The organism is Alteromonas sp. NFXS44 (assembly GCF_040148705.1).
Taxonomy (GTDB): Bacteria; Pseudomonadota; Gammaproteobacteria; order Enterobacterales; family Alteromonadaceae; genus Alteromonas.
Genome location: NZ_JAGDEA010000001.1, coordinates 151903 through 173780, shown reverse-complemented (window position 1 = coordinate 173780; position 21878 = coordinate 151903). Strand labels below are relative to the sequence as shown.

Annotated in this window: 15 protein-coding genes; 9 read left to right on the top strand and 6 right to left on the bottom strand. The window is 49.8% G+C overall.

Going from position 1 to position 21878, the window contains the following annotated elements:
• Window positions 1–87: 87 nt before the first annotated feature.
• The 5 genes from J3369_RS00770 to J3369_RS00750 all read right to left on the bottom strand — a co-directional run bounded on the left by J3369_RS00770 (window position 88) and on the right by J3369_RS00750 (window position 5183).
• Window positions 88–1530, bottom strand: coding sequence for a flavin monoamine oxidase family protein (locus tag J3369_RS00770; RefSeq protein ID WP_349582593.1), 1443 nt, complete (start codon window positions 1528–1530; stop codon window positions 88–90).
• A 141-nt stretch (window positions 1531–1671) separates the two neighbouring features.
• Window positions 1672–2379, bottom strand: coding sequence for a Crp/Fnr family transcriptional regulator (locus tag J3369_RS00765; protein WP_349582590.1), 708 nt, complete (start codon window positions 2377–2379; stop codon window positions 1672–1674).
• Window positions 2380–2421: 42 nt separating this feature from the next.
• A complete protein-coding gene (locus J3369_RS00760; protein ID WP_349582587.1) occupies window positions 2422–3414 on the bottom strand; it encodes an alpha/beta fold hydrolase in 993 nt (330 codons plus the stop codon).
• A gap of 177 nt (window positions 3415–3591) precedes the next feature.
• A complete protein-coding gene (locus J3369_RS00755) occupies window positions 3592–3954 on the bottom strand; it encodes a hypothetical protein (protein ID WP_349582584.1) in 363 nt (120 codons plus the stop codon).
• Window positions 3954–5183: a class I SAM-dependent methyltransferase gene (locus tag J3369_RS00750; protein WP_349582581.1), complete on the bottom strand. Its 1230-nt coding sequence runs from the start codon at window positions 5181–5183 to the stop codon at window positions 3954–3956. The genes J3369_RS00755 and J3369_RS00750 overlap by 1 nt, the downstream gene beginning before the upstream one ends.
• Before the next feature lie 202 nt (window positions 5184–5385).
• Between J3369_RS00750 and J3369_RS00745 the strand changes: the two genes are divergently transcribed.
• The 4 genes from J3369_RS00745 (at window position 5386) to leuD (ending at window position 11497) form a co-directional block, all read left to right on the top strand.
• Complete coding sequence (locus tag J3369_RS00745; RefSeq protein WP_349582578.1) at window positions 5386–7446, top strand: hydantoinase/oxoprolinase family protein; 2061 nt, start codon at window positions 5386–5388, stop codon at window positions 7444–7446.
• 15 nt (window positions 7447–7461) lie between these two features.
• Window positions 7462–9327: a hydantoinase B/oxoprolinase family protein gene (locus J3369_RS00740; RefSeq protein WP_349582575.1), complete on the top strand. Its 1866-nt coding sequence runs from the start codon at window positions 7462–7464 to the stop codon at window positions 9325–9327.
• Window positions 9328–9432: 105 nt separating this feature from the next.
• Window positions 9433–10851, top strand: a complete 1419-nt coding sequence (gene leuC, locus J3369_RS00735) for a 3-isopropylmalate dehydratase large subunit (RefSeq protein WP_349583705.1) — start codon at window positions 9433–9435, stop codon at window positions 10849–10851.
• A gap of 1 nt (window position 10852) precedes the next feature.
• Window positions 10853–11497 carry a 3-isopropylmalate dehydratase small subunit gene (gene leuD, locus J3369_RS00730; RefSeq protein ID WP_349582572.1) on the top strand — a complete coding sequence of 215 codons (645 nt, stop codon included), beginning with the start codon at window positions 10853–10855 and terminating at the stop codon, window positions 11495–11497.
• Between the two features lie 51 nt (window positions 11498–11548).
• Here leuD and J3369_RS00725 read toward each other — a convergent pair whose 3' ends face one another.
• Window positions 11549–12631, bottom strand: a complete 1083-nt coding sequence (locus J3369_RS00725; RefSeq protein ID WP_303573255.1) for a DUF3089 domain-containing protein — start codon at window positions 12629–12631, stop codon at window positions 11549–11551.
• 457 nt (window positions 12632–13088) lie between these two features.
• Between J3369_RS00725 and J3369_RS00720 the strand changes: the two genes are divergently transcribed.
• The 5 genes from J3369_RS00720 to J3369_RS00700 all read left to right on the top strand — a co-directional run bounded on the left by J3369_RS00720 (window position 13089) and on the right by J3369_RS00700 (window position 21875).
• Window positions 13089–15395 (top strand): TonB-dependent receptor, encoded by a 2307-nt coding sequence (locus J3369_RS00720; protein ID WP_349582569.1) that lies wholly within the window; start codon window positions 13089–13091, stop codon window positions 15393–15395.
• 257 nt (window positions 15396–15652) lie between these two features.
• Window positions 15653–16381, top strand: coding sequence for a TonB-dependent receptor plug domain-containing protein (locus J3369_RS00715; RefSeq protein ID WP_349582566.1), 729 nt, complete (start codon window positions 15653–15655; stop codon window positions 16379–16381).
• 48 nt (window positions 16382–16429) lie between these two features.
• Window positions 16430–18013 carry a TonB-dependent receptor gene (locus tag J3369_RS00710; RefSeq protein WP_349582564.1) on the top strand — a complete coding sequence of 528 codons (1584 nt, stop codon included), beginning with the start codon at window positions 16430–16432 and terminating at the stop codon, window positions 18011–18013.
• A gap of 289 nt (window positions 18014–18302) precedes the next feature.
• A complete protein-coding gene (locus J3369_RS00705; RefSeq protein WP_349582561.1) occupies window positions 18303–20642 on the top strand; it encodes a TonB-dependent receptor in 2340 nt (779 codons plus the stop codon).
• Window positions 20643–20828: 186 nt separating this feature from the next.
• Entirely contained in the window at window positions 20829–21875 is a 1047-nt protein-coding gene (locus J3369_RS00700) for a DUF1838 family protein (RefSeq protein WP_303573250.1), read from the top strand.
• The last annotated feature ends 3 nt before the right edge of the window (window positions 21876–21878 follow it).

The following is a 21878-nucleotide window of genomic DNA, read 5'->3' as shown; positions in this document are numbered from 1 at the left end:
TAAATCAGTTCATTACAAATATTCCGGACACAAGAAAGTCACCGTAAACCTGCGCTTACGGTGACACGTTCAGATGAAAAATTACGCTCAGACTTTTGTCAAAATCTCGTTTGCTGCCCGCTCGCCGGATTCCAGCGCACCTTCCATACCACTTGCCCATTGTGCAGTATGTTCACCGCAGAAATGCAGCCTTGATGTAGGTGTAGCCATTACGTTTGCATAACGGGCAACCTGACCGGGTTTCCAGGTGGCAAAAGACCCACGGGACATGGGTGAATCCTGCCAGTTAAACAGGCGGACAAACTTCACCGCACCTTTTGCCTCCGGCAAGGCTTCATAGAGTGATTTTTGAATCAGTGCTGCGGCGTCTTTCTCAGAGAGTTTTTCAACGGCTTCCACGCCTTTGCCGTTAATCCACACGGTCAGGTTGGTGATCTTACCGCTTTGTGAAGGATCACTGGCGAAGACTCTCTCGATGACAGAGTCTGACCACACATTTGGCAGAAAACCTTTACCTTCCCAGAAAGGAGAAACCACCTCAAAATGTGCCTGATACACTTTGCCATATTCCAGTTCGTTGATGGCTTCCCGTTGCATAACATGTAAAGGCGCATCAATCTCAACATGACGCAAGGTGGAAAAAGGTACCGACGACAGCACGTATTGTGACTCGTATTCACTTCCATCATCACAACGAACAGTAATACCGCTGTCGCGCTCTTTAATTTTAGCCGCTACTTTGCCTGTCAGCACTTCACCGCTGAGGTGTTTTGCCATGGCTTCAGGCACCCGCTGGTTTCCGCCCTGCGCCATCTTCACGCCACCGGGCGTTTGCATAGATTGCATAACAAAATAATTATTGCGGTAGAGGAACAGTAAGGACGACTCATCCAGGGTTCTGCCGTAATTATTAGCAGCCCCCAGCATTTCTATTGCTTTTGCAGAAAGCCCTTTCTCCCGGAGTAACTGACTGACAGGAATGTCCAGATTAAAGTTCGAATCGCTCAGCCAGTCATTCCCTTGTGAAAAAGGTGGTTTGCCGAGCAGCACCGGCAACAGTTGGTCCGGCGTCATGGCTTTAAATTCATCAGGGAACGGGTTGCCGGCACATGTAGCCCAGTCAGCTGGCAATACACGCTGCCCTGCTACCTGCATGACCTGTCTGACAGGTTCATTACCAAGGCCAAAATCGACCTGGTTTAGTGGTACACCCACCCGCGATGCATTAAAAATCATACGACCATAGTTGGGACCAATTGTCTGGCCGCCAGCCTCCGGTGCCCCCGGTACATCATCCAGTGTATACAGTCTGCCGCCAATGCGGTTTCGTCCTTCCAGCACGCGTACGGTCAGACCTGACTGCTCAAGAAGGCTTGCTGCATAAAGACCGGACAGACCTGCGCCGATGATTGTGACATCTGTTTTGCCCGACGCACGGGCGAAGGCAGGAAACAATGCCGAACCCATTACCAGAGCGCTGCCTTTAAGAAAGCCACGGCGGGAGAAACGCGGATCAAATGAATTTGACATAAGTACCAACCTGTTCACTTTTTTTGATTATTGTTAATAGGCTTCTAGGCTATGAGTCCACCGGTATCACCGCATTGATTATTATCAAAAACAAGCTTCTGGTCCTGCAGGTGATTGTTACAAAATATGATTTAGCCGGGGTCAGGTTGCTGCCAACTTCCTGACTGCCGGAACATTAAGAATTTGCAGATGATTAATGGAAGGAAAGTGAATGAGGCCATCGATTTTCAACTTTGCCAGGGAACGGCTGACTGTTTCAATGGTAAGACCAAGATAGTCTGCAATATCCTGACGGGACATATAAAGCTGGATGTGTTCCGGCGTGGCACCGGGCATACGCTCAAGCAAGTGAACAAAAAGGAAGCACAACCTTTCGTGCGCTTTTTTCTGACCGAGAATAAACAGTTGTTCCATCAGCCGGTAAAATACGTTCGACATGATGTGTTCAATGTTTCTGCGTAACTGATGATTATGCAGAGAAAAATCCACCAGCTTTTTTCTGCCGAAGCGGTAAAGGGTAGACTTTGTGAGGCTGCGGGCAGCCACCTCGTAGCGCGCGGAGTTAACAATGCCCAGATAGTCTCCGGGAAACAAAAAGCCGATGATTTGCCGTCTGCCGTCATCAGCAAACCGTTCGACAACAATCGCACCGCTGATCACATTAAACACACTGGTACAGGGAGAGAACTGATCGAAGATTGGCTCATCGGCTCCCAGTTCAATTTGCGTGCCGCAACGACGCAGCTCGAAAAGCTGCTTCACAGATAAGTCACGAAACAGCGGACAGTCACTGAACGGGTTATATCCGTATACAGGCTCCATACTTCTGGGCAAAAACAACTGAGACATCAAATACCTCCCGCACGCCGTAAGGCTGTGACACCAGATCAGTTACTCACAAGATGATTTACACGCATCAACTTCAGGCAGACCCTGTAAAAATGCCAGCGCGGCTTTCGCCGTCGGAGCCGGCCGCTCCACATTGATGTAATGCCCGCCATCATCAAAGGTGACCAGCTTTTTGAAGCAGGAAGCGGTCAGCGCATCAATAAAAGCCTGCGCCGTTTCTGTATCCAGCGCCTGGTTCGCCGTTCCCCAGATAACCAGCGACGGTGCGGTGACATGAGAAAGCACACGTTGAGGATTACCTTTTTCGTACAGCTTGTACGCTTTAACAGAATTGGCATCGCGGTTAACAATGTTCAGATAGTCCAGCTTGCGCTGAATAAACGCACTGGTCACATAGGTGTGATCATTGATGTAGTCATCATAGAACTGAGCAACATCTTCACGGTTAACCACCGGATCGATAAACATGTTTTTACGGGGCTTGTCTTTGGTATCCGTGTCACGCTTAACCGCTTTGCCAAACTGAATACCCGCAGAATTCACCAGGATCATGGACGTAATACGGTTTACACGGGTTGCGGCGTAACGGAACGACACCATGCCGCCGTAAGAAATGCCGGCAATACCGAACTTCTCAATACCCAGCGCATCCATCAGGCCGTCAATCAGAACATGGCTGCGGTCGACTGAATAGTTACCATTCGGGATATCCCCGGTGATGCCAAAGCTGGGTAAATCAAAGCGAATCACACGATAATGTTTGCTCAGCACCTCTGCCCAGGTATCCCAGTCATGCAGGTCGCCGAGAGTACCATGCACTAACAGGATTGCTGGACCGGTGCCCTGATCTTTGTAGTGCACGTTGATGCCATCGACGTCCATGAACTTTGAATCAGCATCCGCGTATTTTTTCCGCATGTCTTCCAGCGTCAATGTTCTCGTTGTCTCTGCATTTTTGCCTTCTTCAGCACTTAATGATGCTGAGGCAGAACACATCAGGATAGACAGCATTAAAACGAACAAACGATTTTTCATATTCAGAGATCCCAGTAAAGGCAGAGTAATTTACAACTGACTGTTTTAACCAACCTAACGGGCACATGACAAGCCCGCCTTAACAATTATCAATCCACCCGAAAAATACGATAAAAAAAGCCCCTGAAGGCATCACGCCGGCAGAGGCTTTCCGTTGAGGATCGTTATCTCACACCATTATGCTTTGGCTATATCATCAATGGTCGCGTTATAAGATTTTTTGGTTTCACCCGTTTGCGCTTCTTCCGCTTCTTTCCGGGTAAGATAGAACAGGCGGGAGAAAAATCCCTGACGCCATGCTTCACGGCTTTCCAGTGCCTCATCGTCCAGTTCCAGCGCTTCGATGCCTGCTGCCAAATCAATACCGTGTTGTTTCGCCACGCGTTCCTGTGCATCCATGCGATCACGCAATACATTTAACTCGCTGGCCAGCACCATCACCATAGACATTAATTGATCCGACGCGGCATCTTCATAAAACGACGGACGCTTACCTTTAGCGCTGTGTTGCATCTGCGGATTGTTATGTGACTCAGACATCACGCTACCTCCTGGTTAACTAAAGGTTTCTGTGCAATCAGCACTTCCCAGCCACCACCCGGGGCGAATTCGCCGGCAGTAAATTCGCGATCGGCGACAGCTTCTTTCGACTCATCGCTATAGCCTTTCGACCCTTCCGTGGTTTCCATAATTGCCATTGGCGCCGTATCAAAACGCACCGCATCACGGGGGAAGCCTGCATCTTCAGCCAGTTGGATCTGGTCAAGGTCTCGCATCGCACCCCAGAAAGGTTCGTTGTTGTACCAGGTTTCATTATCAAGGATGAACTGGGTGAACGGGTCCATGAGATCGAATGGCGGTAAATCGGCATGAATCATCAGGCCGCCGGGAGCCAGTACCCGTTCGCTTTCTTTAAATATTTTCGGCATCGCCTTGCCGCTGGTTTCGTGCAGCAGAATATGACTGACTACCAGGTCAAAGTAACCGTCTTCGAAAGTAGTTTCTTCGGCGTTCATCTGGGCAAAGTTAACTTCTTTACCCATTGCAACGCCACGGGCATGAGCATAACGCACACAGCCACCACCTACATCGATACCCCAGATTTCTGCATCCGGAAACGCATCGCGGTAAGGCAATGTGGAATGTCCTACCGTACAACCCATATCGAGGATGCGGCGGGGTTTGAAATCAGGGTTGTTACGCTTAAGGTAATTACACACTGAACGACCCATATCATCGTTGTCCGGACCGGTATAACCCATGGTATACAGATACACACCACGGTCGTAAACCACACCGGCAGAAACATCATCGGCGGTCACTTCGGTGCAGTAGCCACCCGGCATACAATGAATATCAATGGCGCTCACGTATTTGGGCGGCACAAAACCTTCAGGGATCACCAGTTTCGTCTCAGATTTGGCTGACAGTGCTTTGGCCTTTTCAATCAGTTGCGGCAACTGGCGCTCTACACTCATTACCGTGGATTCCCAGAGCAACTCCTGGGCAATACGGTTAGTCGATGCGTACAGCTGGAAATAGCTGTTTTTCACCATGGCGCGGCGAATATCCTGACGGTTTTCAGGCTCGCGGCCGTTTTCCCGTTTGAATTTAGGCACCACTTTCTTTTCATATACCGGCTGAAGCCCCGGCAACGTGGCGTGCTGGATATAGCCCCGCAAGCTTTTGGCAAACTCCTGGCGCGACGCTTCGTCGTGTGTTGCCTCTGGCAGCATGTCGTGCTTGCCCTGTTGGAAACAATTAAGCATGTCTGACCTCGTTTTTTTGTGAAACAGAAACTTTGTCATCCCGCATGGCAATCCTTGCTGACGGTACTGACCTGATGTTCCGGACTATAGAAATCCTCACCGTGAGCTGCATTGATAATTGTCATGGCAGCAACCTTTCCAATGTTTAGGCTTAAAACGAAATTAACCGAGCTGAATTTGCCTGAAATGAGGGGAATGAAATATGAGTTATCGTCTTGGCGTTGACGTCGGCGGAACATTTACTGACCTGCTGCTGATTAACGAAGAAAACGGTCAGACCTTTACAGCCAAAGTACCGTCCACCCCCCATGATTCCTCAGAAGGGGTACTCAATGGTATTGCCCGTATCTGTGAAGAGTCTGGTGTTGATCCAACACAAATCCACCGTGTTATGCACGGTACAACGGTTGCCACCAATGCGGTATTGACCGGTAAAGGCGCCAAAGTCGGCCTGGTCACCACAAAAGGTTACGAGCACACCTTGCAGGTTGCCCGCTCATTTTGCCCGGGCGGTCTTGGCGGCTGGGTCAGTTACGTGAAAAACCCGTTGCTGGCGCCTCTTGAACTGACCATCGGCGCAGCTGAGCGGATGGACGCAAAAGGGAAAGTGGTGTCAGACCTCGATGAAGCAGCGCTTAAAGCCGATCTCGAGACACTCAAAGCCAAAGGTGAAGTAGAAGCACTCACCATCTGTTTCATCAATGCGTACGTCAATGATGAACATGAAAAACGTGCAAAAGTGATTGCTCAGGAAGTCTTCGGTGATATGCCGATTTCTCTGTCCAGCGAAGTCGTACCTGAAATGCAGGAATACGAGCGCACAGAAACCACGGTTGTGAACTCCTATGTACGTCCGGAAGTTGCCCGTTATGTGAATAACCTGCAGGCTGCACTGAAAGACCGCATGGGAGAAAACGTACAGCTTTCTATTCTACGTTCTGACGGCGGTCTGGCTTCCGGCCGCGCTTCTGCAGAATCTCCGGTAAACCTGCTGATGTCAGGCCCTGCCGGTGGCGTAACCGGTGCTATCTACTTCTGTAGCCGCGCCGGCTATGACGACATTCTTACCTTCGACATGGGCGGTACCTCAACAGACGTTGCCCTGATCCAGGGCTCTAAAGCCAAAGTTCGCCGCGAGACCATTGTGGGTGACGTACGTGTTCGTGCGCCATCAGTAGACGTTCGCACTGTAGGTGCAGGTGGCGGCTCGATTGCTTTCGTACCGGAATTAACCAAAGCACTGCGTGTCGGCCCTGAATCTGCCGGTGCCGTTCCCGGCCCTGCCGCCTATATGAAAGGCGGTACGGAACCGACAGTATGTGACGCCAACGTGGTATTAGGCTATCTGCCATCTGATGTGCAACTGGGTGGTGCCATGGCCATCGATCGCGAAGCGGCTGTAGCTGCGGTACAAAAGGTGGCAGACGCCATGGGCATCGATCTGATGGAGGCCGCTGAAGGTATCATCAAGATTGCCAACGAAGCCATGTTCGGTGCGCTGCGTCTGGTATCAGTAGAACAAGGTTACGACCCCCGTGATTTCGCGCTGGTAGGCTTTGGTGGTGCGGGTCCCCTGCATGCCAATGCACTGGGTATTCTGACTGATGCATGGCCTGTTATCGTGCCGCCGGGTCCCGGCGTATTGTGTGCATACGGTGATGCCACCACAGAAGTACAGGACGAAGCAGCCCGTACCTATCTGACACTGGCACAGGAAACCACCAAAGAAGCCCTGATGGCCGATTTGGAAGAACTTCGCAGTAAAGCCTCTGAATCACTGATTGCAGATGGTCTTGCTCCTGAGTCTCTGGAAGTCACTTATCAGGCCGATCTGCGCTACACCGGTCAGGCATTTGAAATTTCTGTCGACTTCACCCGCGATGACATTGAAGCCAACGGCCTTGCTGTGCTGACTGATTACTTCGATCAGGAGCACGAAAAACTGTTTACCTTCAAGCTGGGCGACGGCCATGAAATTCTGATGATCCGTGCCGTGGTCAAAGCCAAATCCGGCGATATTGCTGAACGCAAACTGGGTGAAGACACACTGACGCTGGCTGACTGTAAAGTACAGGATACCCGTTTCTTCTACGACGGCGCATGGCACGACGGTGCAATCTACGACCGCAGCAAGCTGCACCCTGCCATCGCGGTACCGGGCCCGGCCATTGTCAGCGAAATGGATTCGACCACCGTAGTTCTGCCCGGTTATCAGGCCAACATCGACCACGTTGGCAACCTCCTCATTAATCCCGTGAAATAACTAAGGGGTATCACTATGACTGCACAAATTATTGAAACCAACAGCACCCCGCTGAAACGGGTAGATGTAGACGGTGTGACTGTCGATATTATTGAAAACGCCCTGCGGAACGCCCGTGAAGAAATGGACGCGGTACTGTTCCGTACAGCGATGTCTCCGGGGATCCGTGAACAGGGTGACTGCTTCCCGCTTATCGCAGACCGTCACGGCAAAATGGTTGTCGGCCAGATGGGCTCTTTCATCACCGGTTTTACCAATGCGTATTCCGGCACGCTGGAAGAAGGCGACATTATTCTTACCAACGACCCGTACATGTGTAACGCTGCGATTTCGCACCTGAACGACTGGCTGGTACTGGTGCCGGTATTCAAAGACGGTCGTCATATTGCCTGGTCTGCCATGTTTGGTCACATGTCAGATAACGGCGGTATGGTACCCGGCTCAATGCCAATTCAGGCATCCACCATCTTCCAGGAAGGTGTGCGTATACCACCGGTTAAACTGTACAAGAAAGGTGTGCTGCAGGAAGAAGTGCTGGAGCTTATTCTGCACAACGTACGTACCCCGCAGTGGAACCGTTTCGACCTCAACGCCCTGGTCGCGGCATGTAAAACCGCCGCTAAACGTTGTAACGAACTGGCAGTGCGCTTTGGTGATGATGTATTCGATTCCACGCTGGACATCATGCTGGAGCGGAACAAAAAAGCCATGGGTGAAATCATCAAGATGTTCATCCCTGAAGAACCCCGCGAATTTGCTGATTACATTTGTGACGACGGCAAGGGCATGGGTCCATACAAAATTAATTGTAAGATGTGGCGTGAAGGCGAGAAAGTTATCTTCGACTTCGACGGCACTGATCCCCAGGCACAGAGTTCTATAAACTTCTACCTGAACGAAGAGATGTTTAAAATGTTCTTCGGTTCATTCACTATTAACGTGGTAGACCCGCAGATAATCTTCAACGACGGCTTCTATGACCTGGTGGACGTACGCATTCCTGAGGGTACCCTGCTTAAACCTAAATATCCGGCGGCATTGTCTGGCCGTACCCACGCCCTGGGTCGTATCTTCGATATTCTGGGTGCATTGCTGGGTATGGGTGCACCGCAGGAACTGCTGAATGCAGCCGGTTTCTCTGACTCCCCTCACCTGTTCTACTCAGGTTATGACGACAAAGGCGAATGGTTCCAGCTATTCCAGATCGGCTTCGGTGGTATCCCGGGTCGTCCGGTAGGTGACGGACCGGACGGTCACTCCCTGTGGCCGGGCTTCACTAACGTACCGAACGAATTCATTGAGTCATACTTCCCTATGCGTATTGAGAACTATGAAGTCATTCCTGATTCAGGCGGTGCAGGTCTGCATCGTGGTGGTCACGGTCTGTCTGTTGCTTACCGCTTCCTGTGTGACGGCCAGATCGCGATTCACGATGATCGCTGGCTGGTACACCCGTGGGGTGTTAACGGTGGCGAGCCGGGCATGCGTTCCACTAAGCGTATGGTTCGTGCCGACGGCACAGAAGAATGGCTGCCGTCTAAATGCGAAGATTTGAAAGTGAAAGCTGGTGACTTGCTGTACTTCAACACCTGGGGTGGCGGCGGCTGGGGCGATCCGTACCTGCGCGACCCTGCCATGGTTCTCACCGATTTCAACCGCGGTCTGGTAACCGTTGAAGGTGCGAAAGCCTACGGCGTAATCATCGAAAACGGTGCAGTTAATGAAGCGGCAACCACTGATTTACGTGCCACTCTTACTGCAACCCGCGGTGAGGTAAGCATGTTCAGTCACGGTGGCACCATTGAAGAAATCAAAGCACGTTGCCTGGAGGAAACCCATATTCCTGCGCCGGTAACACCCACGTTCCAGAACGTGAAATAAGCCATTTATTCCGCAGTTTCACGCGGAGAAATGCAACAACTCATCGCCGGCTTTACGCCGGCGATGTTGCCTGATGGCAAACATCAGTTTCAGGAGATACACCACATGAGTTCCCCCAAAACCCTTTACGATAAACTTTGGGAAAGACGCTGCGTCAAACAAAATGACGACGGCACAGCGTTAATTTACATCGACCGTCATATCGTACACGAAGTGTCGTCTGCACAAGCCTTCGAAGGCCTGGTGGTCGCAGACAGAAAGCCATGGCGTACCAGTTCGGTTATCGCCACACCGGACCACAATGTACCGACCACAGACCGTGAAAAAGGTATAGACGGCATTGAAGATTCCACATCAAGGATTCAGGTTAAAACCCTGGATGACAACTGCTCACGGTTCAACATTCCCGAATTTGCCCTCAACGATAAACGTCAGGGTATCGTGCACGTTATCGCCCCTGAACAGGGGTTAACTTTACCCGGTATGACTGTGGTGTGTGGCGACTCCCATACCGCGACTCATGGCGCTTTTGCTGCTCTTGGCGTGGGTATCGGCACCTCGGAAGTAGAACACGTTCTGGCTACCCAGTGTCTGATTCAGCGCAAAGCGAAGAACTTCCTGATTAAGATTAACGGCACGTTGTCACCGGGTGTGACTGCCAAAGACATGGTGCTGTATGTGATCGGGCAAATCGGTACTGCAGCGGGTACCGGTTGTACCATCGAATTTGCCGGCACAGCCGTTCAGAACCTGACCATGGAAGGCCGTATGACCTTGTGTAACATGGCCATTGAAGCCGGAGCACGAGCCGGTCTTGTAGCCTTTGATGCCACTACAGAAGCCTACGTGAAAGATAAGCGTTATGCGCCCAAAGGCGGGCAATGGGATCAGGCTGTCGCTGTCTGGCAAACTCTGCACAGCGACGAAGGGGCAGTATTTGATATTGAGCGCCACTTCGACGCAGCCGACATTCAACCGCAAATCAGTTGGGGCACCTCACCTGAAATGGTAACCGGTGTGAATAACCCGGTACCGGATCCAGCGTCTTTTCCGGCAAACAAGTCTGAAGATTACCAGAAAGCGCTCAACTATATGGGTCTGAAGGCCGGTCAGCCCATGACAGATATTAAACTCGACCGTGTTTTTGTGGGTTCCTGCACCAATTCACGCATTGAAGACATCCGGGAAGTAGCGCGGGTAGTAAAAGGCCGCAAAGTGGCTGACACAATAAAGCAGGCACTGGTTGTGCCGGGGTCCGGACTGGTAAAAGCCCAGGCAGAATCAGAAGGCCTGGATAAAATTATCACTGCGGCAGGATTTGAATGGCGCGAGCCCGGGTGCTCCATGTGCCTGGCCATGAACGCCGACCGCTTAATGCCAAAAGAACACTGTGCATCCACCTCGAACCGCAACTTTGAAGGCCGCCAGGGCATTGGTGGTCGTACTCACCTTGTGAGTCCTGCGATGGCAGCTGCGGCGGCTATTGCCGGTCACTTCGTCGATGTAACACGGGAGGAATTTTAATATGCAGGCGTTTACCACTCATACCGGCACCGTGTTGCCGTTCGACAGAGCCAATGTGGATACCGATGCTATTTTGCCTAAACAATATCTCAAGTCGATAAAGAAATTTGGCTACGGAGACTGGCTGTTTGATGATTTGCGTTATCTCGATGAAGGTGATGCAGAAACCGATACATCAACGCGCAGGAAGAATCCGGACTTTATCCTTAACAAACCGGGCTGTGGCGACAGCAGCATTTTGCTGGCGCAGGACAACTTTGGTTGCGGCTCGAGCCGTGAACATGCCGTGTGGGCGTTACGGGATTATGGCTTCCGCGTTGTGATTGCCCCCTCATTCGCCGACATCTTTTACAACAACTGTTTTAAGAACGGCATTTTGCCTGTCACCCTCCCGCAGTCTGTTGTGGATTGTCTGCTTGCACTGCGTGAAGACAGCAATTTCACAATGACGGTTGATTTGGAAAAATGTGAAATCCGCACAGGAACCGGCGCTATTTGGGAATTTAAAATCGACCCGTCACGCCGCCAAAACCTGCTGTCGGGTGATGATGAAATTTCTCTGACACTCAGAGAGTCTTCCCGTATCGCAGATTTCGAGGCCACACTGAAAGCCAGTGAACCCTGGTTGTTTACAGAGATTGACTGACAAAATCAACACGCAGCAGAAAGACATCTGCTGCGTTTAATCTGTCAGATATTATTTTTCGAAGACGGTAATCCGCTTTGCAATATTGTCGCGGATATCGGCGTAAAAGAGGCCGAACTCGTGGTAGTGCATACTACCACCGAAGGATGGTGATAAATCGAGTGCAGGGTCGTAATCAACTATCAGGTAGCCACGCTCGCATCGCGCCGCTACTGCGCCTTTTACCAGTCCGTTCACCTTACCTTCTCCGGGTGCTCCGGGCACCGCACCTTTCGACGCACCCGCCGGCGCTTCAGGCTTGCTGGTGTCGAACGTTAACGGGTTTACGCATACAGCGTTCCGTCCTTCCTGAGTGTTATAGGTATACGCATACCGGGAACCCGCGAACTGTGACATTTTATCAATATCCAGGTCTTTTGTGCCGGCGTTCCAGGCAAGCACACAGCCGGTCTGCTCAGGGGTACTGCACAGCGACAATGTTTTATACGTGCGGCCGAAATCTCCCTGCATTAAATCAATCCCGATAATATACGCAGCAACCATTTTTTGTTGGGCAGGCTTACCGTCGATGCGATCTTTCAGCAGCCAGTATGTCATCAGCGCGCCCTGACTGTGCCCGGCAATGATAAAGGGCTTCCCCTTGTTCATGTGGGTCATGTAATAGTCAAACGCAGCGAGCACATCGCTGTACGCCAGCCGGTATGCTTTTCCGCCATCACCGGACAGCGTAGGATCGCCCCCCGATTTGAAACTTGCCTGCCGGTACCTGGGTGCAATCACTGTGCAACAGTCGTTAAATACCGAAGCCTGCCTTGCCATCACACTCACATCAGTCCAGTGATTTGTTGTCTCATCCGACAAGGTTTGATTCCAGACGCTTTTGTCTTTTAAGGTCGTCGGGTGAATGTAAAATACATCTGTATTCTTTATTTCCGGATCAAAAGACAGCCCTTCAGGCACAGCCGCCGTAGCGCCGGGAGCACCGGGAAGTGCAGCCCAGTATACCGGGTTAGCGTAATCGGGAGCAGGTGGCGCATCAGCAGCGCTGAAAGCATTGCTGTCCTGCGCATTTAAAGCAGGTGCGATAAATAAGAATAATACCGGAAGTACACACCGGATAGAAAAAGTTGCCATGTTGACTCCGTGAAATAAAAGCTATTTATACATAACAATAAAACAAAAAAATATGCAACGGCTGACAGTGAAAGAATCCCTGAAGCCTTAGAAAGTAGCGACAAAACGGTGCACTTTTTTAGCAAATGTCAAATTTACAAACAGCAACTTTGAGGAGTTCCCCCCCGGCTGAAAAGGAAAAACACGGACAAACAAACCATTGATAAACAATGAATAAATACAAAAAAAGCTATATACCTTCGTTTAAAATCAGTGTTCAGGACACACTAATTTAAGAAAATCGCTTGCACAAAAGATAGTCGCTATGCTTAATAGCCATAACAATATGTCATTAGCGTTACAATAATAATCACATCGCTTCTGAAGCCGTATTGTTGGAATCAAAACAGGCGTGTATTCCATCCGGAGTCACCCGAAAGAAAACCAATAAAAAGCAAGTGATACAGGGAAAAACTTAATGAGGCTCAATAAACTGACAGTGGCGGTTGCTCTGGCAACCAGCTCACTACATTCCATGGCATCTGCGAACGAGACCATAGAAAAAATTACCGTGACATCCCGGCAGGTTGAAGAAAGTATCCAGGAAATTCCGCTGGCCGTCACCGCATTGACCGGTGCTGATATTGAACAGGCCGGGCTGGAAGATCTGCGTGATATTACCCATATGATTGCAGGCCTGCAAATGGACGGATATCCGGGCAAAACCTACACCACACCGACCATTCGTGGTCTGGCACAGGTTTCCCGTAGTGATGACGAAAATAATACGTCTATTTTCATCGATGGCGTATATGTTTCAGGCCGTGACGGCCTGGATTCAAGCCTGCTCGACCTTGAACGTATTGAGGTTGTAAAAGGCCCTCAGGGTGCTTTGTACGGCCGCAACAGCTACGCGGGTGCAATCAACTTTATCACCCGCAAAGCCAGTGACATTTTCGAATCTAAAGTCAGCGCTACAGTGGGCAATTACGGCAAAGTGAAGACCTCTCTGATGGTTACAGGTCCCATTGCCGAAGGACTCTACTACCGTGCTAACATGACCTACGATGACTGGGACGGGGGTTACGAAAACAGTAACGACGGCTCAGACATTGGCGGCTACAAGTCTAACTTCTACAGCGGTTCATTACGGTACGATGGTATTGAGAACTTCGAAGCTAATCTGAATACCTATTACTCGGTAGATAAAATCGATTTTAATGCTCAGGCCATCGTAGATGGTAACTGTCAGGCGCCAACTTCAGCCATCTTCCCGGAAGGTTATACATTCCAGCGTTATTGCGGAGAGGTTCCCTCACTGGACCGTGACGATCCGGAAATCTGGACATTCACCACTACCGCCCCCCGGACGGACCGGATGCTGAGCCGGACCAGCCTGAATATGACTTATGATTTTGCGACAACCCGCCTGACCTCCATTACCGGTTACAACTATATGGAAATGTCAGCCATTACAGATCAGGACCGTCAGCTTGAAGGCACTAATTACTGGCTGTCGGATTATTCAGGTTACGTTACCCTGCCCTCTTATGTTGCCTTTGGTAATCAGCGCCATGCCGAATGGAGCCAGGAGCTGCGTCTGCATAATACCAATAAAAGTCCGTTGCAGTGGCTAGTGGGCGCCAGTTACTACGAACTGAAGCGCGAAGTACGCTCATGGTTCGGCATCGATGATTCAGGTCTCGAAGACGGCCAGACAGCATTAACTTTCTACGCCCCCTTCACCGATTTATCCGGCGGCTTCCCGTCAAACCTGTTTGATGAGCTGGTTAACTACGGCGGACTCACAGGCGACGGCACTAACCGCACGAAAACTGCAGCGGTTTATGGCTCTTTGACTTATGCAATTAACGACGAGTGGACCGTTCGCGGTGAGCTGCGCTTAACAGAGGAAACGAAAAGCCTGGTTGATCCGGTAACTGTAAGAGACCAGGAGCAGGACTGGACGTTTGTTACACCACGGGCCTCTGTGGATTACCAGATGACACCGGACATCCTGTTCTATGGCTCTGTGGCTCAAGGTGTGAAATCAGGCGGCTTTAACGCCCCTAACGCTTCTCTGCCGGAAGAGTACGAATCCTATGATGAAGAGACCAACTGGACATACGAAATTGGTATGAAATCAGACTGGCTCGACCAACGTTTACGGGTGAATACCGCTATCTTTGATGTGGAAATGGAAGGCATTCAAACCTCTTCTCAGATTGAAGGCACCACTGTTTTCACTGTACAGAATGCGGGTGAAGGACGCTCCAGAGGTTTTGAGCTGGAAGTTGCCGGCGTACTGAATGAGAATCTGGAAGCAGGATTTGGTTATGCCCTGGCAGATGCCAAATTTACTGATGCTGAAGACGGTAACCTTGCCTCACTGGTGGGCGTGATCGACGGCATTGATTCTGTATCCCTCAATGGTCAGCAATTACCGCGTATGTCTAAGCACACTTTCAATGCGCAGGTGATATACCGTACGCAAGTGTCTGCGGAAATGGAAGGTTATGCGCGTATCGACGGCCGCTATGAGTCGAAAAAGAAAGGCTCGAACCATGATGCCCTGGACTACGTCGGTGCACGTACTGTTGTGAATGCCAGCATTGGTGTTAACTCAGAAAAATGGGAGGCGTCTTTATGGGTAAGAAACCTGTTTGATAACGACACCCCGCTTATTGCCGGCAGTACACTGTTACTCGGTGACTTTAACCGCTTACCTACGGTTGCCATGGGCGAACCAAGAACATTTGGTATAACCGGCACTTACCACTTCTAATCTGCTTTTCAAACGCCCCGTTCAAGGGGCGTTTTTCATTCTTCACAAGCCTTTCACCTGCCTGAAAATCGAACGTATTTCGCTCAAAAAGCAATCTGAGATTTGATAATAGTCATTTTTTATCGCCCTCTTCGATGGCGATATAAAGACATATCATAAAAACAAAAGCGAATATATTCGCTCATCTGCCAACAATCAGCCCTTTCCGGGTAAACAGCGCTATATGCGTGAATGAATAAAACAGGTAGGAACCATCAATGAAAATCGCAAAAAACAACACGCTCACCCATATCAAACGCACGCTTCTTTTTACCTCATTGGCAGCAGCTCTATCGCCCGCTCTGGCACAAACAGAGAATAACGGGAAAAAAGAGAATGCCGCAGTAATCGAGAAAATTGAGGTCACGGCACGAAAACGGGCTGAAAGCCTGCAATCTATTCCCGTAGCGGTAACCGCGCTGACCGGAGACGATATTGATAAAAGAGGAATTATCCAGGTTCAGGATCTTGCAGAGCAAACTCCCGGCTTTGTTGTTTCCGACAACTTTTCAGGTAAGACCGACCGCACAGTACAAACTTTCACACTGCGGGGTTTTTCCCCCTCAAGCGGCGTTGATCCCACCACATCAATGTTTATCGACGGTGTGCCGGTATCTTCAACAACAGCAATTTCTTCTGTGGGATCACCGGCCAGGGTAGAAATACTCAGGGGGCCGCAAAGTGCCTATTTTGGCCGAAACACCTTTGCAGGTGCAATTAACGTAGTGAACCGTGAACCCAACGAGGAGTGGAGCGGATCGGTTGAAGCCACCCTGGGAAACTATAACAATCAGCGTTACCGGGGCGAAGTCGAAGGCGTCCTGATTGATGACAAACTCTCATTCAGAGTATCTGCCGAACATTACGATAAAGAAGGTGCATGGGATAACGCCGGAGAAGATGGCGGGCGTCTGGGTGATCAGCAAACAACCATGGCAAACGTTTAAGTTCTTGCCCGCCCCACAGATGATCTGACTATAAAGCTGTTTGGCTTCATGTCAGAAGATAACGATGGCCCTGCTGCTTCAGCGTTTATTTCTGCCTACGATATCAATGATTTTGCCGGCAACGTGGTTGTGCAGGGGCAATCAAATTGCCTGATAAACGGCAACCCGTATTTCTGTTCTGTACCGGATAAAGCTGACCCGATCAGTTACAACACCTCAGCTTCTGAAGCAATGAAAACGCTGCTGTCATCTACAGAAAACAGACTGACTTCATCTGACATGCTGGATGACTACGGGATGGCACGGGAATTCAGCCATGGCCACATTGTGGCAGACTGGGAACTTGGCGATTACACGCTGTCTTCTCTGACCGGTGTAAACAAAGAAGAGTGGGTCCTGTTGAATGATATCGACCATTACGGTGCAGATTTCTTTAACTATCCGTATCTTGTTGAACGTCGCGAGGAAGATTTCTCTCAGGAGTTCCGCCTCAGCTACGATGCCGGAGGCGCTTTTTCCGGTACAGCCGGTCTCAGTTATCTGGATGCATCCAAATTCAACACACTCACCACCTTACTTTATGTGGTACCGGATTCAGTCACGCCCGGCGGCGAGTCTAATGCGGAAACCACCGGCGGATTTTTTGGTCTGAACTACGCGTTTAACGACCAGTTAAGTACCAGCCTGGAAGGCCGCTATCAAAGAGATACGATTACCTCTTTTGACAGCACTGGCAACGAGCTTGCCTCCGAATCCTTCAATAACTTCCTGCCCCGGTTTATTGTCGACTATAAGTTCGACAAAGACACCATGGCCTATGTCAGTTTTTCCAAAGGTGTGAATCCGTCCGCGTTTAATACCGGCTTACTGACCCTCACCGACTATGGCCGTGAACAGGCGGAAGCAGCCGGCATTACGCTTGCGGTAAAGCCGGAAAAAGTAAACAACTACGAACCGGGTCTTAAAGGCACGACCATGGACGGGTCGATGACCTATGCCCTTGCCGCATATTACGCAGAATGGACAGATCAGATTAACCGCAACAACCTGGTGTACACCGAGCCCGGTGGCGAAACAGCAATCAGCTTTTCAGGCGTGTCTAACACAGGCAATGTAGATCTTTACGGGCTGGAACTGGAATCAAACTGGGCCGTCACATCAAATATCCGCGTGAATCTGGCTGGTGCCTACACGGGCTCAGAAATTAACAGTTTTACGAATACCGCACTGACTGCGCTGACCGGTATTTCCGACTTCTCAGGTAAGGAGCAGCCGAATGTGTCTGAGTACTCCGGTAATATTGGCGTGCAATACGACGGCGAGTTCAGCGATGCCTTATATTACTTCATGCGTGCCGATTATGTTTTTAAATCAGGTCAGTGGGTCAATCAGGCCAACTTCCTGAAAACAGGTGCAATTCAGAAAGTAAATCTCAGAGCAGGGTTTACTGTGGACAATATCCACATTCAGGTATTTGTTAACAAAGCCTTTGAAGATACCGATTACACGACGGGTTACGATTACTTCGCATTCCAGTACGATTTTGCGTATTTCGGTAACAATTCCGGACTCGTCATGGGCCTGCCTGAACCCCGGACTTTCGGGTTGCAGGCAAAATGGTCATTTTATTAAACCGGCAGGTTTATCTTTACCAAAAGCCTTCCCTGCTCCGGCAAGGATGGCTTTCCTTCTTGTTTAATCTATAAATCCCCCTCACTCACCTTATTAATTTAATTCATAAGTGACTGATTTGAAAAACAACTCTTGAATTACCTTCACAGAAATGTCATAAAAGCATATCATTTTTTGACAATAGTCATATTTAATTCTTGCTCCTGATGGTGAGATGAACAAAAGAAAAGCGATCAAAGAATCGCGATTTGCCACAACACGTTTTGAACAGGTAAGTAGGAAAAACATAATGACTCCAAGTACTCCACGCCAACTGGCTAAGTTCAGTCTGGTTGCTATCGCGCTGAGCGCCGCTTTTTCTCCCGTTTCCGCTCAGGAAGCTGTCAGTGAAGACAGTATGCTAATCGAAAAAATAGAAGTGACCGCCAGGAAGCGTTCAGAAAGTTTGCAGGAAGTGCCCATTGCCGTATCAGCAATGACATCAGAAAGCATTGATAAGCAGGGCATCATTTCCGTTGGCGATTTACAGAATTTCACTCCGGGCCTGGTCATTTCCAACAACTATTCAGGCAAAGCAGACCGCTCTGTACAAACCTTCACCTTACGTGGCTTCACCCCGAGCAACGGTAATGAAGCCACTGCATCCATGTTTATTGATGGCGTACCGGTTTCTTCTACCACGGCTATTTCCTCTATCGGCAGTCCTGAACGGGTAGAGATCCTGCGCGGTCCTCAGGCTGCGTATTTCGGCCGCAATACCTTTGCCGGTGCTGTTAACATCGTCAACAAAACGCCCAATGAAGAATGGGCCGGGTCTGTGGATCTGACAGTAGGAAATTACGACTACTCACGCCTGCGCGGTGAAATTGAAGGTGTGATTGTTGACGACAAATTATCCTTCCGCGCCACTGCTGAAACTTACGAGCGTGAAGGTGCGAGGGATAACAGTTACAGTGACGGCGGTACCCTTGGCGATCAGAAAACCACGATGGCAAATCTGTATCTCTACGCGACTCCCACAGACGACCTGACTCTTAAAGCTTTCGGATTTTATTCCAGAGATGAAGATGGTCCCTCGGCTTCTGCGCTTATTTCTGCCTATTCACTTGATGAGTACAATCTGACTGGCCAGTCCAACTGCACCATGAACGGCAATCCCTATTTCTGTTCTGTACCTCAGAAAGCTGATCCCCTGGCATACAACACAGCAGCCAGTGACAGCTTACAGGCACTGCTAAGTAACCCTGAAAACCGGCTGTCTTCCACCAGCCTGCTTGATGGCTATGGTCTGGGTCGTGAGTTCTACCACGCTCATCTGGTTGCGGACTGGGATGTCACCGACACCATCACGTTATCTTCATTGACCGGCTACAACAATGAAGAATGGATAGGCGTCAACGACATCGATCATTTTGCCTCTGACAGCTATTTCTACACCTACGTGGTCGACAAGAAAAATGAAGATGTATCCCAGGAATTCCGTTTAAGCTACGCAGGTGACGGCAAGCTTAACGGCTCTGTAGGCGTCAGTTATCTGGATGCCAGTAAACAAAGTGCAACAGCGGGTGTTGTGGCAGGCTACACGCCGGCAAGTATCAATCCGCCGTCTGAAACCAAAGCGGAAACCATGGGCGTATTCTTCGGCCTGACCTACGATTTATCAGACGATACCACACTGAGCATGGAAGGCCGGTACCAGACTGATGAGTTGTCATCACTGGACAATACCGGGACCGAACTGGCAAACGAAAAATTCACTAATTTCATGCCACGGGTCATCGTTGATCATAAACTCAGCGACGACACCATGGCTTACGTCAGCTATTCAAAAGGTGTCAACCCGGGTTCATTCAATTCCTATATTACTGGCTACAGTGCGTACATTCAGGAGCAACTTGCTGCTGAAGGCGTGGGCTTTGTTGTTCAGCCTGAAACGGTAAACAACTATGAAGTCGGGTTAAAAGGCTCACTCATCGACGGCTCAATGAATTATGCGCTGGCTGCTTATTACGCACAGTGGAACGATCAGATTAATCAGGCCGGCTATGTATTTCAGGAAGATTCTGACGCACAGGCAGAAAACGTCGCCGTTTCTGTGAATGCCGGTGACGTAGACCTGTACGGTATCGAATTTGAATCCTACTGGATGGTTACCAGTGACCTGCGGGTTAATGCTTCTGCGGCGTATATCGGTTCAGACATTAACAGCTTCAAATCGAATAACCTGACCACTCTCACCGGGATCAGCGATTTCAGCGGTAAAGAGCAACCGGGCGTGTCCAAGTATTCAGGAAACATCGGCTTACAGTACAACGGTGTAGTTGCTAATGAACATGAGTACTTCCTGCGTGGTGACTATATCTACAAATCCGGTATGTGGAGTAACGCTGCGAATATTGTAAAAACAGAGGCGATTCACAAAGTGAATCTTCGCGCCGGTGTTTATATCGGTGACCTCGAACTGCAGGCCTATGCGGATAACGTGTTCGATAACGACGAATATACCTTTGCGTTCGACTATTACACATTTAGCCCGACTTACCAGTACACAGGTGTTCAGTCGGCAATGCTGATGTCGTTACAGCAACCACGGACATTTGGTCTAAGAGCTAAATATTCGTTCTATTAATCAACCGCACCGGGCAGGTAGCTTTACCTGCCCTTCTGGCCTGGCACCCCCCGTGGCTGATATTCAGCGAAAACACAAAAACATGATAATTCTCAATGCAGCCTTTCATTATCAGAGGCAGATTGGGATACATGACATCCGGATCCATCATCATTGCATTCAAGCAATTACAACGAGGAAGTGTGAATGATCACTTATAAGAAGTGGGTTAAGCCCGCTAAAACCGGGCAGAAAGCCGCATTAATTGCGACTTTTGTTGCCTCTTTGTTTACTGCGCAGGCTTCTGTGGCTGCCACCGGCACAAAATCAGATCAGACACCTGAATTTCTGACCACACTGGACTATAAAAATCCGGAATGGAACCGCGACACATACGCCCGCCTTGATGCCGATTTAGATCCAACAAAAGAAAAGGTTGGCTGGTTAAAAGGTAAAGTCTTCGGTGTACGCCCTAACGAGCAGATCCGTGAACTGTTTATCATGGAAGGCTTCAGCGTAACCCGCACCAAACAACTGGAAGATGGCAGCATTCGTCGTATGCTCCGCGAGGTGGTGTTCTACAAAGACATCAAAACCGGTGAAATACTGAAAACCTGGCACAACCCTTACACAGATGAAGATGTTCGTGTTGTTCCTATTGCGAACGACCCTTACAACTTCACCATCAGTTCCTATGTGAATATTCCCAATGCCTACGAAGGCACAGACATGGGTAACAAGGCTAAACCCCCTTTCCTGCTGGACTGGACTGAAGGCCCGAATGACACCATTATTTTGAACACCGGCATCAATCTGTTTTACCCGAACCGCCTGCAACCTGAAAAGTGGGTACGTGAATCTGCGGGTAAATTTAACCGTGTGTCAGAACAGTTCATTTATGTATTCAAGAAATCTGACGTGCAGGACCCGAACAAAACCCACATTCCTGCTGTCGGCTCCTGGTCACGCATTACACCATGGCTTCCGTGGATGCTGATGGGTCAGGCTGAAGGTCACATCAGCTACTTCTCAACGTTTACCACGTTACCGGGCGGTATTGATGAATTACCGGAAGATATCCGTGAAGCTGCCCGTGCTATCGATCCTAAGTTCTTAAGTGCGCCTACCGAAGACTACGGTCCGAATGAGTCTAGCCTGGAAGCCTATGCTACCGAGCAGAAACCGGCACCGGTTCCTGAAGGCTGGACACCGCCTGAAGCACCTGCTGAACCTGTATTTCCGCCAAAACGCTGAGAA